Source organism: Rhizobium sp. 01L419, from assembly GCF_056400025.1.
In genome coordinates, this window is the sequence record NZ_JBFTSM010000016.1 from 63,862 (window position 1) to 76,384 (window position 12,523).

Sequence of the window (12,523 nt, forward strand, 5' to 3'; positions counted from 1 at the left end):
AAATTTCAGTCATTTTAAGCAGCCCCCTTGCGGGAGGGGTTCTGACTCGCTATTTTCCGGCCACCTCATCTTCGTGGCATGTGTGTAGAGTTCAGTCGCCTGCGAGCCCTTTCGCAGTACCGAAAACGACCCAACATCGCCTTTCCCCTTATAAAATAACGAGTATTGGTCACTTCATGGCTGAAATGAAGCTTCAGGAACTTAAGAGTAAATCCCCGACGGATCTTCTGGCTTTCGCCGAATCGCTCGAGGTCGAGAATGCGAGCACGATGCGCAAGCAGGAGCTCATGTTTGCAATCCTCAAGGTTCTTGCCAGCCAGGACATCGAAATCATCGGCGAAGGCGTCGTTGAAGTCCTGCAGGATGGTTTCGGGTTCCTGCGCTCTGCAAATGCTAACTATCTTCCCGGTCCGGACGATATCTATATCTCCCCGTCCCAGATCCGCCGCTTCTCGCTGAAGACCGGCGATACTGTCGAGGGTCCGATCCGCGGTCCGAAAGAGGGCGAACGTTATTTTGCGCTCCTGAAGGTCAACACAATCAACTTCGACGATCCGGAAAAGATCCGTCACAAGGTTCACTTCGACAATCTGACGCCGCTCTATCCGAACGAGCGCTTTAAGATGGAACTGGATGTCCCGACCACCAAGGATCTTTCGCCTCGCGTGATCGATCTCGTGGCGCCTCTCGGCAAGGGCCAGCGCGGCCTGATCGTTGCTCCGCCCCGTACGGGTAAAACGGTTCTCTTGCAGAACATCGCTCACTCAATTACCGCGAACCATCCGGAATGCTATCTGATTGTTCTATTGATCGATGAACGCCCGGAGGAAGTCACGGACATGCAGCGGTCGGTCCGCGGCGAAGTCATTTCTTCCACATTCGACGAGCCGGCCGTCCGCCACGTTCAGGTCGCCGAGATGGTGATCGAAAAGGCTAAGCGCCTCGTGGAACATGGCCGCGATGTTGTCATCCTGCTCGACTCGATCACCCGCCTTGGCCGAGCCTACAATACGGTCGTACCTTCTTCTGGCAAGGTTCTGACCGGTGGTGTTGACGCAAACGCGCTGCAGCGCCCGAAGCGCTTCTTCGGTGCGGCACGTAACATCGAAGAAGGTGGTTCACTGACCATCATTGCGACGGCTCTGATCGACACCGGCAGCCGTATGGACGAAGTCATCTTCGAAGAGTTCAAGGGTACCGGCAACTCGGAAATCGTTCTTGATCGTAAGGTCGCGGACAAGCGTATCTTCCCGGCAATGGATATTCTCAAGTCCGGCACACGTAAGGAAGACCTGCTGGTTCCCCGTCAGGATCTGCAGAAGATCTTCGTTCTCCGTCGTATCCTTGCCCCGATGGGCACTACCGATGCGATCGAATTCCTTATCGACAAGCTGAAGCAGACGAAGAATAATGGTGACTTCTTCGAGTCGATGAATACCTGATTATTAGCCGGATTCTTCGGATCGAGGCTGGTGAGTCGTTCGTGCGACCGCCAGCCTTTTCTGTTTTGAATTGATTCGGAAACGAACCGATAGGCCGAACACAATATGGAAATGTGGAACGACACCATATTCGCTCTCTCCAGCGGTGCTCCTCCGTCAGGCGTATCTGTCGTTCGTGTCAGTGGAGTACAGAGCCAGGAAATCCTTCAGAGACTGATCGGGGAGATCCCGTCACCGCGAAATGCTGCTTATCGAACGATTCGGACTCGGAACGGTTTGCCGATCGACGCCGGACTGGTCCTTTTCTTTCCTGGTCCAGCGTCTTTCACCGGTGAAGACTCTGTGGAATTCCAGATACATGGTTCAAGAGCGGTCATATCGGCTCTCTTGGGCGAATTGGCAACATTTCCCGGGACCCGGCTAGCAATGGAAGGCGAGTTCAGTCGTCGCGCATTCGAAAACGGCAAGCTTGATCTTGTTGAAGTTGAAGGCCTAGCGGACCTAATCGCGGCCGAGACCGAAATGCAGCGTCGTTTGGCGCTCGAGCAGAGCTTAGGTGGTTTGTCGCGCCTATACGATTCGTGGGCGGAACGAATTACGCGATCTCGTGCTCTGATCGAAGCGGAACTTGATTTTCCGGACGAGGATGACATCCCCGGATCTGTTTCCGACCAGGTCTGGGCGTCGTTAATGGAGCTGCGCGGGCAGATAGAGAATCATGTTTCCTATGCCGCAGTAGGAGAGATTGTCCGCGACGGTTTTAAAATTGTCATTGCTGGCGCGCCCAATGCAGGCAAGTCCAGCTTGATGAACTGGTTTGCTCAACGGGACGTGGCAATCGTCACTGATATCGCCGGTACGACACGCGATGTGCTCCATGTTGATATCAATCTGAACGGCTATCTGGTGAGGCTCTACGACACCGCGGGGTTACGAGAGACAGCCGATATCGTCGAGCAGGAAGGCGTCAGGAGAGCACATGTTGCGGTGGGCAATGCCGATCTCGTCGTCTTTTTGGCGGATATGGGATCTCCATCGCCGATAAATCCTTCCGACTTGGAGCGAGCATCGTCGCATGTTATTGTCGGCACCAAGCGAGACCTATATCCTTCCGCTGCCTTATATGACCTTCAAATTTCGACAGTGACGGGTGACGGCCTACTCGAGCTTCGGAGCTTTGTTTCTTCCTTCATCGAGCAGAAGTTCGGAGGATTGTCTTTGTCTGTACCCACCAGGCAGCGACACAGAAATTCGCTCTTTGAATGTTTGAGTGCTTTGTCGATGGCGATTGATCAGACGGGCCAGAGCTTGGAGATCAGAGCGGAGTCTTTAAGACTTGCAGGCGATCATCTGGGGCGTATTACCGGACGGGTTGACGTGGAAGATCTTCTTGGCGTGATCTTCTCGGAATTCTGTGTCGGAAAATGATTCACGTGGAACAATATTCGTCGAGGTCGCGAATAGTTTCACGTGAAACCTTTTGTGGAGTTGCGCATGAGCGCCAATAATTTTGATGTTATCGTAATCGGCGGTGGTCACGCTGGATCCGAAGCAGCTGCGGCTGCGGCGCGGATGGGTGCAAAAACCGCTTTGATCACGCATCGACGCGATACGATAGGTGTCATGTCCTGCAACCCGGCCATTGGCGGCCTGGGTAAAGGACATCTGGTTCGTGAGATCGACGCCATGGATGGCCTTATGGGCCGAATCGCTGATGCTGCCGGAATTCAATTCCGGATGCTGAATAAGAAAAAGGGTGCAGCGGTTCGCGGTCCACGCACCCAGGCGGATCGAAAGCTCTACCGCCTGGCGATGCTGGAGGCGATTGAATCCATCGCGAACCTTGAAGTTGTCGAGGGCGATGCGTTCGATCTCGATGTGAAGGAAAATCGAGTCGCTGGCGTAATAATGCAGGATGGGAGGCTCTTCTCGAGCCCTTCGGTTGTCATTACCACAGGAACGTTTCTGCGGGGACTGATCCATATCGGAAGTGAAAAGACTCCCGCAGGCCGCACCGGAGAGCCGCCTTCGACTGGACTTTCAGCGACACTTGGTCGATTGGGCCTGAAGTTGGGTCGACTGAAGACCGGAACTCCTGCGCGGCTAAGTGGAAAGACGATCGATTGGGATTCGGTCGGGCGCCAGGCGGCGGATGAGGAACTGGTTCCCTTTTCTTTCATGACGGATCGCATTGTGAATCCGCAGGTCGATTGCGGCGTGACGCGGACGACCGAGGCAACGCATCGTATCATCGTCGAGAATCTGCAAAAATCGGCGATGTATTCGGGGCAGATCGAAGGTGTTGGCCCTCGTTATTGCCCTTCGATTGAGGACAAGCTTGTTAAGTTTGGGGAGAGAGACGGTCATCAGATATTCCTGGAGCCAGAGGGGCTGGATGACGATACCGTTTACCCGAACGGGATTTCTACCTCGCTTCCCGCCGACGTGCAGGCGGCGTTCATCCATACAATTCCTGGCCTCGAACGCGTAGAGATCCTGCACCCCGGCTACGCCATTGAATATGACCACGTTGATCCGCGGGAGCTGTCGGCCACATTGGAGGTCAAGAAGCTTCCGGGTCTTTTTCTGGCCGGCCAGATTAATGGGACAACGGGCTACGAGGAAGCTGGTGCGCAAGGGCTCGCGGCTGGCCTTAACGCGGCACTTTCGAGCAGCAACTCAGCGCCCTTTGTCTTCAGTCGCACCAACTCCTATATCGGTGTGATGATTGATGATCTGACATCGCGCGGTGTTACGGAACCGTATCGAATGTTCACTTCACGCGCGGAATATCGGTTGACTCTTCGCGCAGACAACGCCGATGCACGGCTTACGCCGGTTGCACTTGAGCTTGGATGTATTTCCGCTGAGCGAAACAAGCGGTTTACCGACTATCGGGAGATGCTCGATAGCGGCCGGTCGCTGCTTCAGTCGTTGGCGGTGACGCCTACCGAAGCCCGCAAAGCTGGTCTTAATCTAAACCTGGATGGTCAGCGCCGTAGCGCCTATGAACTTCTTTCCTACCCCGAGTATGGCCTGGGTGACCTGGTCAGAGTGTGGAACGACCTAGGCTCTTTCTCCAAAAGGGTGGCGGAAGCACTAGAGATTGAGGCGAGCTACTCGGTTTATATGGATCGCCAGGCAGCTGCTATCGAGATACAACGTCGAGACGAGAGTCGATTGATCCCCGATGGCTTTGATTACAGCACACTATCGGGACTTTCAAACGAGCTGAAAAACAAGCTTGGCGCCCAAAAGCCTTCGAATATCGCGCAAGCTATGAAAGTGGATGGCATGACGCCAGCGGCAATTTCCCTCTTGTTGGTGCATATTCGTCGCCGCCAGGATGGCGGTAAGCATGTTGCGTAGTGACTGCACGGTTTGAGAGTCGGCTGGAATGGAATTAAACGGATTGCGTGTTTCACGTGAAACACAGGAACGGCTACAGCATTTCGCTGATCTCTTCACGAAATGGGCCAAGGCGATCAACCTTGTTGCTCCATCGACCATGGGGGATATGTGGAGCCGGCATATCTCAGATAGTGCTCAGATATTCCAAATCTCCCCTCACCCTCAAAACTGGGTCGATCTTGGAAGTGGCGGTGGCTTTCCCGGCATAATTACGGCGATCTTTCTGGCTGAGCAGCAGGGTGGCTGGGTCCATATGGTGGAAAGCAATAATAAGAAGGCAGCATTTCTGCGAACCGCTCTGCGAGAAACCGGCGCACGAGGCGAGGTGCATGCGATCAGGATCGAGGATGCAGCAGCGGCAATACCCGCTTGCGATGCCATTTCCGCCCGTGCACTGGCTGATCTCGATAAGCTGATCGAATATGCTGCGCCCTGGATGGTCGGTAAGGAAAATACCCGCGCTTTTTTTCACAAAGGGCGAGATTACCAGAGGGAAACCCAGAAAGCGCGTGGTCGCTGGGTCTTCGATCTGCTAGAACATAATAGCGCTGTTGAGCAAGATTCTGTAATTCTCGAAATATCGAAGCTCCAGCGCTTGTTTTAACAAATTGGATAATGCGGCAATGGTTGGCGAACGTAATCGGATTATCACCATAGCAAATCAAAAAGGTGGCGTGGGGAAAACGACCACCGCGATCAATTTGGCCACCGCTCTCGCCGCCATCGGCGAGCGGGTTCTAATTATCGATTTGGACCCACAAGGCAATGCAAGCACTGGTTTGGGAATCGACCGCCGCAATCGTAAGCTTTCCTCTTACGATTTGATGGTCGGGGAAGCTGGTGTCGCTCAGACCGCGCTTGAAACGGCTGTTCCTAATCTTTTCATCATTCCGTCGACGATGGATCTGCTCGGTGTCGAGATGGAAATCTCCCAGGACAGCGATCGCGTCTTCAAGCTCAGGAAGGCATTGTCTTCCTCTGAAGCTCTGGCCTTTTCTTATATTCTTCTCGACTGCCCGCCCTCGTTCAATCTCTTGACGATGAACGCCATGGCGGCAGCTCATTCTGTGCTGGTGCCGTTGCAGTGCGAGTTCTTCGCGCTTGAAGGTTTGAGTCAGCTTCTGGAGACCGTTAATCAGGTCCGTCGAACAGTCAATCCGCAGTTGGATATCCAGGGCATTGTGTTGACGATGTTCGACGCTCGCAACAATCTGGCGCAGCAGGTCGTCAACGATGTTCGGACCCACCTTGGTGAGAAGGTGTATCACACGCTCATCCCGCGGAATGTCCGTGTCTCCGAAGCACCCTCATATGGTAAACCGGCAATTCTCTACGATCTTAAATGCGCCGGTAGCCAAGCCTATCTGCAGCTTGCATCCGAAGTTATCCAGCGGGAGCGGCAAAGACTGGCAGCTTGAAAGAGTGTATGACACAGTAGGCGAGTTTAGACATGAATGACGATACATCAAAAAGACGGCTGGGCCGCGGTCTCGCAGCCCTTATAGGCGAAATGGATCAGCCAGTCGCTGCTGAAACAGATCGGCCGTCGGTGAGCGCCGACCGGATGATCCCGATCGAGTTCGTCACTCGCAACCCTCGCAACCCTCGCCGTTTCTTTGATGATTCCGAACTTCACGACCTCGCGAGTTCGATCCGCCAGCACGGAATCGTGCAGCCGATCGTCGTTAGGACACTCGCCCGGGATCGTTACGAAATCATTGCCGGCGAAAGACGTTGGCGTGCCGCCCAGCTTGCAGGTTTGATCGAAATCCCTGTCATTATCAGGGACGTGGATGATAAGACGGCGCTGGAAATCGCGATTGTTGAGAATGTCCAGCGTTCCGATCTCAACGCACTTGAAGAGGCGCTCGGCTATGAGCAGCTGATAGCCGAATATGGATACACCCAAAACGATCTCGGCGAAATTATCGGCAAGAGCCGAAGCCATGTCGCTAATTCCCTGCGCCTGCTGAAACTGCCGGAACCTGTCCGTGATATGCTGGCCGCTGGCAGCCTTTCGGCGGGTCATGCCCGTGCACTGGTTTCGACGTCGGATCCCTCCGCATTGGCGCGTACAATCGTCTCCAAGGGCATGTCAGTACGCGATGCTGAGAAGCTTGCGCAGAACGACATCAAAGCCCAGTCGGAGCCGCAGGTATCCGTTCAGAAGAATCAGAAGGATTCCGATACGTTGGCTTTAGAGCGTACGCTATCGGATACGCTTGGGCTTGATGTCTCCATCAATCATAAAGCCAGCGGCGGTCAGATCCGGATTTCTTATAAGTCCCTGGAGCAACTCGAGGAAGTCTGCCGACTTCTTGAACGGCGCTGATCAGGCCTGGGGGCGCCTTCCAGATTGCAGTGTCGTGGAGAGCAGCGTCTGCAGGGCGATGCTATCCTCCAGTATTTGGCGTTGTCTCGTTTGCAGTACGGCTGCCTGCAGACGTTTTGTTTCACGAGAAATGGCGTCTGCGCTCCAGGTTTTTAGCGCCTGTTCTATGATCGGCTTGCGACGGAAATGAAGATGCCTGCCCAAGGCCTGCATGATTTGCGCTGCCGGCAGTCTTTTCTCATCCATCTCCGCACGCATCGTGTCGAGAAGCTGGAATTGTCGAAGGCAAGCTTGAAGAACCAGAAAAACCGAGGTTTTGGAACTGGTGATCTTCTGCATCGCGTGTAGGAAGTTATTGCTATTGCCGGTCAATATCGCGTCGACTGCATCATCGACCGAAATGGCGCTGGCGTCACCGATTATTTCGGTAACGTGATGATCTTCAATCGTTCCCATGCCGCGGCAATAGAGAGCCAGTTTGCGAATCTCATTTCTGGACGCGATTCTGTCGCCGCCAATCAGCATGACGAGGGCCTGCCTGGCAGCCGGCGTAATGCCCAGTCCTTCAGGGGCGAGCTCACTGTCTATCAGCGCGTTCAACGCGCGGCCGTCGTCAGCGTAGCAGGGGATGGCGACGGCGATGCGGGCAGCTTCGACCGCCTTGCGCAAGGCCGATCCCTTCTTCAGGTCACCTGCTTCAACGATGATGCTGGCGGCCTCGAGCGAAGCACCTGATAGAAATGAGATAGCGTCGACGAGGTATTTCTCGTTTGCAGCACCCCTCACCCATATCAGCTTTTCACCGCCGAAAAGACCCATGGACTGGGCTTCATCGACCAGCCGTCCGGGCTCTTTCTGGAGATCGCCGACATCGAGCTTGGTGACGGAAAAGGGATCATTCTGATCGATTCCCGTTTTTCCAGCAATCATGCCCGCGCGCTCAGAAACAAGCCCGCGGTCTGGGCCATAGATCAGATAAATGCGATACTGGCGTGAGGATCTCTGCAGAAACCCTTCGAACTCATGGGATTTGATTTCCGCCACGCCACCGCTCCCCTAGCGGCTGAGCGCAGCAGCGAGGTCCGCTCCCACGAATTCGGCCGCCTGATTGGCGGCGCGATTTTCGGCATCGCGGATGGCGCGCTGCTTTGCAAATTCCTGACTTGGAAAGTCTACCAGGGCCGTCGCTTCGCGTCTGCCAGCCTTGATCACCTGATCGTCTTTGGTGGTGCGCAAAGTGTAGCTGACCGAAACAGTCGCACGGCCTGCGCGAGACGTATCCGAGGACTGAACAAGCAAAGTATCGGCAACGTAGGACGAAACCTGCATATCAACCATGTAATCGGGCTTGTCCGGTTCACCAGCACCGCGTGAAGCCAGGAAGATCAGATGGTTGCGAACTTCCTGTCCGACGCGCGTACCTGCTTCGGAAAAGCCAACGGAGCCGAGCTTCTCGTTAACCCCGGTGTTTTCGGAATAGAGTGGCCGAACCTGGCAGGCGGAAACGAACGCCGTGGACACAAGGATCGTGACGATGCCGGCGCGGCGCGCAAGCTTGCGGGCGAAATCAGACGACAATGTTTACAATCCTCTGTGGAACCACGATGATCTTCTTCGGTGCCTGACCGTTCAGGACATTCTTCACCGCGTCCAATTCCAGCACGGCTTCGGTGACGGCATTTTGATCTGCGTCGCGAGAAATTGTCAATTCGGCGCGCTTCTTGCCGTTGATCTGGACGGGCAGGATCACGTCGTTCTCCACGACGAGCGATTCGTCGTAGTCCGGCCAGGCCGCGTGGGCGATAAGATCCTTGTTGCCAAGGGTCAACCAGCATTCTTCGGCCAGATGTGGCGTCATGGGCGCAACGAGCTGGATCAGGATCTCGGCCGCGTTTCGGATGGCAGCCCGATAGCCTGCGTCGCCCTCCCCGGCTGCAACCTTCGTCAGCGGGCCTGCCAGCGCGTTGACCAGTTCGTAGATGCGAGCGACCGCTTTATTAAACCAGAGCCTGTCGTAGTCGTTCTGCACCGCCTTCAGCGTCTTGTGGGCGAGTTGCGAGATCGCCAGCGCTTCGCCTTCCTGTGCCGGCTTGGGTTCGACGGTGGACAGCGCCTCCGCCGCTTCCGACACCAGGCGCCAGAGGCGCTGCGTGAAGCGATGAGCGCCCTCCACGCCGGCTTCGGACCAGATGACGTCACGATCGGGCGGGGAGTCCGACAGAACGAAGAAACGCGCGGTATCGGCGCCGTATGAGGCGATGATATCGTCGGGGTCTACAACGTTCTTCTTCGACTTCGACATCTTTTCGATCGAGCCGATTGCGATTTCTTCGCCGCCTTCCAGCAGATAGGCGCAGCGCTTCCCGTCGATCTCCTCGATGCGAATGTCGGCAGGCGAAATCCATTCGCGGTGCATGCCGGCACCGCGGCTGTAGGTTTCGTGAACCACCATGCCCTGCGTGAAGAGGCCCTTGAACGGCTCCTTGACGTCTACATGGCCGGTCTCGCGCATCGCGCGGGTGAAGAAACGTGAATAGAGCAGGTGCAGGATCGCGTGTTCGATACCGCCGATATATTGGTCGACGGGCAGCCAGCGGTTCGCCGCAGCCGGATCTGTCGGCTGCTTCTCCCAAGGTGCCGTAAAGCGGGTGAAATACCAGCTCGAATCGACGAAGGTGTCCATCGTATCCGTCTCGCGGCGCGCATCCTTGCCGCATTGCGGGCAGGCGACGTGCCGCCAGGTCGGGTGGCGGTCCAGCGGGTTGCCAGGCTGATCGAAAGTCACATCCTGCGGCAGCTTAACGGGCAGGTCCTTCTTCGGAACCGGTATGACGCCGCAATCATCGCAATGAATGACCGGGATGGGGCAACCCCAGTAACGCTGCCGGGAAATGCCCCAGTCGCGCAGGCGGAAATTGACCCTGCGTTCGCCTTGTGGCGCATTGCCAAGAAGAGAGGAAGACAGCTTGTCGGCAACGGCCTGGAAGGCTTCGTCCGTCGTCTTGCCATCGAGGAAGCGCGAGTTGATCATCACACCCTCGCCGTCATAGGCGGTATCGCCGACGGTGAAGCTTGCGGCATCGCCATCCCTGGGCATGACAACCGGAACGACCGGCAGACCGTATTTACGAGCGAAATCCAGATCCCGCTGGTCGCCGGAGGGGCAGCCGAAGATGGCGCCCGTGCCGTAATCCATCAGAACGAAGTTGGCGACATAGACCGGCAGCTCCCAGGAAGCATCCAGCGGATGCTTGACGCGGATACCGGTATCCATGCCCTTCTTTTCGGCCGTCTCAAGGGCGGCAAGAGAGGTACCGGCGCGGCGGCATTCTTCACAGAAGGCTTCGATATCGGGATTCTTGCCCGCTATTTCCTTGGCAAGCGGATGGTCGGCAGCGATCGCCAAGAAGGACGCGCCGAACAGCGTATCCGGGCGCGTTGTATAGACTATGACCTCGGTTTCGCCTGCGGGGGCGGTTTCCGGAACGATTTCCCAGCGGATCGTCAGCCCTTCGGAGCGACCGATCCAGTTCTTCTGCATCAGGCGTACTTTTTCCGGCCATTGGTCGAGCGTGTCGAGCGCGTCCAGCAGGTCCTGGCTGAAATCGGTGATCTTGAAGAACCACTGCGTCAGCTCGCGCTGTTCGACCAGCGCGCCGGAACGCCAGCCCCGGCCGTCGATGACCTGTTCATTGGCGAGAACGGTGTTGTCGACCGGATCCCAATTCACCTTGGACTGCTTGCGGTAGACGAGGCCCTTTTCCAGGAAGTCCAGGAAAAGGTGCTGCTGCTGCTGATAGTATTCGACATCGCAGGTCGCGAATTCGCGCGACCAATCCAGCGACAAACCCATCGCCTTCAGCTGCGCTTTCATCGAGCCGATGTTCTGATAGGTCCAGGATGCGGGGTGTACGCCGCGCTCCATAGCCGCATTTTCTGCCGGCATGCCAAAAGCGTCCCAACCCATCGGATGGAGAACGTTGTAGCCACGGGCGCGCTTGTAGCGCGCCACGACGTCGCCCATGGCGTAGTTGCGGACATGGCCCATGTGGATGCGGCCCGACGGATAGGGGAACATCTCTAGGACGTAATATTTCTCGCGCGGATCGGAGTTGTCGGTCTCGAAGACCTTTTCCTCGTTCCATTTCTGCTGCCAGCGGGGCTCAGCATCGCGCGGATTGTAACGTTCGGTGGCCATGTATCAGAATTTCCGGAAAATCAGGGGAGGTTGGTCGAGACCTTCACCATGAAACCACACAAGCGTCAAGTTTTGCGGGCGCTTCATGCGTTCGATCTTGGCTTTGAGGCGATTTTGCAGAGAGAAGTCTTGGCAAGGCTACGGCAGCCCAGTAGTGCATGCCGATGGATTTAGCCTGATGTCGGGACAAAGCGATGGAACTTCAAGAGCGATTGAACGAAGTACGGTCTAAGGTCGGTGCTGCGGAGCGGGATGCGGGTCGTCAGGCGCACACAGTGCAGCTCGTGGCAGTATCTAAGACCTTCGAGGCAGACACCATTCGCCTGGCAATCGAAGCCGGCCAGCGCATCTTCGGAGAAAACCGCGTTCAGGAAAGCCAGGGAAAATGGCCGGAGCTGAAGGCGGAAACGCCCGGCATCGAGCTGCACCTCATCGGCCCGCTTCAGTCCAACAAGGCTGCCGAAGCGATTGCGCTCTTCGACGTCATCGAGACCATTGACCGTGAGAAGATTGCGCGTGCCATTGCCGAGGAAATGAAGCGGCAGGGCAAGGCGCTACGTCTCTATGTGCAGGTCAATACCGGCCTGGAGCCACAGAAGGCCGGCATAGTGCCTGAGGATACAGCGACTTTCGTAAACTTCTGTCGCGATGAGCTCGGTCTTATCATCGAGGGGCTCATGTGTATTCCGCCGGCGGAAGAGAATCCCGGCCCGCATTTCGCCTTGCTCGCCAAGCTTGCCGAAAAAAGTGGCGTGAAAAAGCTTTCGATGGGCATGTCCGGCGATTACGAAACTGCCATCGCGTTCGGCGCCACCAGCGTGCGCGTCGGCTCGGCGATTTTCGGAGCACGTTAACGAATAGCGGAAATACGCTCTTCGAATCAGAGGATCACTCATGATTGGGATGGGGTATCCAGCGGCCGTTGTTTGGAAAGCGATAATATTCATTAATATGAAAAAAAGTTTAAGCTGGTGGTTTCCCTGGTTAACGCGCTATCACGCGACGGTCGCAAAAATCCCATAAGCTACTTAAATTATTGCGTAATTTTTGTCGATCCTCTTGGCTTTTCCAAAGTTCGTCGAGCGCTGCCGCAAGCCCTAACGAGAGCTTAAATTAAATTTTCCGCAAAGCTAATTGAGG

The 12,523-nt window shown here is 55.8% G+C and carries 10 protein-coding genes; 7 read left to right on the plus strand and 3 right to left on the minus strand.

What is annotated here, in order from left to right:
- Positions 1–176 precede the first annotated feature (176 nt).
- The 6 genes from rho (at position 177) to AC1DUP_RS27030 (ending at position 7,185) form a co-directional block, all read left to right on the plus strand.
- The gene (gene rho / locus AC1DUP_RS27005; RefSeq protein ID WP_113300835.1) at positions 177–1,442 is read left to right on the plus strand and encodes a transcription termination factor Rho; all 1,266 of its coding nucleotides are present in this window, start codon (positions 177–179) and stop codon (positions 1,440–1,442) included.
- Positions 1,443–1,547: 105 nt separating this feature from the next.
- Positions 1,548–2,870 carry a tRNA uridine-5-carboxymethylaminomethyl(34) synthesis GTPase MnmE gene (gene mnmE / locus AC1DUP_RS27010; protein ID WP_477835751.1) on the plus strand — a complete coding sequence of 441 codons (1,323 nt, stop codon included), beginning with the start codon at positions 1,548–1,550 and terminating at the stop codon, positions 2,868–2,870.
- A gap of 66 nt (positions 2,871–2,936) precedes the next feature.
- Positions 2,937–4,811 (plus strand): tRNA uridine-5-carboxymethylaminomethyl(34) synthesis enzyme MnmG, encoded by a 1,875-nt coding sequence (mnmG, locus tag AC1DUP_RS27015; RefSeq protein ID WP_113508698.1) that lies wholly within the window; start codon positions 2,937–2,939, stop codon positions 4,809–4,811.
- Positions 4,812–4,839: 28 nt separating this feature from the next.
- Positions 4,840–5,457, plus strand: a complete 618-nt coding sequence (rsmG, locus tag AC1DUP_RS27020) for a 16S rRNA (guanine(527)-N(7))-methyltransferase RsmG (protein WP_113300832.1) — start codon at positions 4,840–4,842, stop codon at positions 5,455–5,457.
- Positions 5,458–5,476: 19 nt separating this feature from the next.
- Positions 5,477–6,271, plus strand: a complete 795-nt coding sequence (locus AC1DUP_RS27025) for a ParA family protein (protein ID WP_477835754.1) — start codon at positions 5,477–5,479, stop codon at positions 6,269–6,271.
- A gap of 32 nt (positions 6,272–6,303) precedes the next feature.
- Positions 6,304–7,185 carry a ParB/RepB/Spo0J family partition protein gene (locus tag AC1DUP_RS27030; protein ID WP_113300830.1) on the plus strand — a complete coding sequence of 294 codons (882 nt, stop codon included), beginning with the start codon at positions 6,304–6,306 and terminating at the stop codon, positions 7,183–7,185.
- On the opposite strand, the gene holA is transcribed toward AC1DUP_RS27030, so the two are convergent.
- From holA to leuS, 3 genes are read right to left on the minus strand one after another with little or no spacing between them, the layout of a single operon-like run.
- Complete coding sequence (holA, locus tag AC1DUP_RS27035) at positions 7,186–8,229, minus strand: DNA polymerase III subunit delta (RefSeq protein ID WP_477835756.1); 1,044 nt, start codon at positions 8,227–8,229, stop codon at positions 7,186–7,188.
- 12 nt (positions 8,230–8,241) lie between these two features.
- A complete protein-coding gene (gene lptE, locus AC1DUP_RS27040; RefSeq protein ID WP_113300828.1) occupies positions 8,242–8,763 on the minus strand; it encodes an LPS assembly lipoprotein LptE in 522 nt (173 codons plus the stop codon).
- The gene (leuS, locus tag AC1DUP_RS27045; RefSeq protein WP_477835759.1) at positions 8,753–11,383 is read right to left on the minus strand and encodes a leucine--tRNA ligase; all 2,631 of its coding nucleotides are present in this window, start codon (positions 11,381–11,383) and stop codon (positions 8,753–8,755) included. Before leuS ends, lptE begins: the two co-directional genes overlap by 11 nt.
- 194 nt (positions 11,384–11,577) lie before the next feature.
- On the opposite strand from leuS, the gene AC1DUP_RS27050 reads away from it, so the two are divergent.
- Positions 11,578–12,237, plus strand: coding sequence for a YggS family pyridoxal phosphate-dependent enzyme (locus tag AC1DUP_RS27050; RefSeq protein ID WP_477835761.1), 660 nt, complete (start codon positions 11,578–11,580; stop codon positions 12,235–12,237).
- The last annotated feature ends 286 nt before the right edge of the window (positions 12,238–12,523 follow it).

Coding starts and splice junctions, on each gene's coding strand:
- leuS (WP_477835759.1), bottom strand. CDS start 11,383: ATGGCCACCGAACGTTACAATCCGCGCGATGCTGAGCCCCGCTGGCAG.
- rsmG (WP_113300832.1), top strand. CDS start 4,840: ATGGAATTAAACGGATTGCGTGTTTCACGTGAAACACAGGAACGGCTA.
- AC1DUP_RS27030 (WP_113300830.1), top strand. CDS start 6,304: ATGAATGACGATACATCAAAAAGACGGCTGGGCCGCGGTCTCGCAGCC.
- AC1DUP_RS27050 (WP_477835761.1), top strand. CDS start 11,578: ATGGAACTTCAAGAGCGATTGAACGAAGTACGGTCTAAGGTCGGTGCT.
- AC1DUP_RS27025 (WP_477835754.1), top strand. CDS start 5,477: ATGGTTGGCGAACGTAATCGGATTATCACCATAGCAAATCAAAAAGGT.
- rho (WP_113300835.1), top strand. CDS start 177: ATGGCTGAAATGAAGCTTCAGGAACTTAAGAGTAAATCCCCGACGGAT.
- mnmG (WP_113508698.1), top strand. CDS start 2,937: ATGAGCGCCAATAATTTTGATGTTATCGTAATCGGCGGTGGTCACGCT.
- mnmE (WP_477835751.1), top strand. CDS start 1,548: ATGGAAATGTGGAACGACACCATATTCGCTCTCTCCAGCGGTGCTCCT.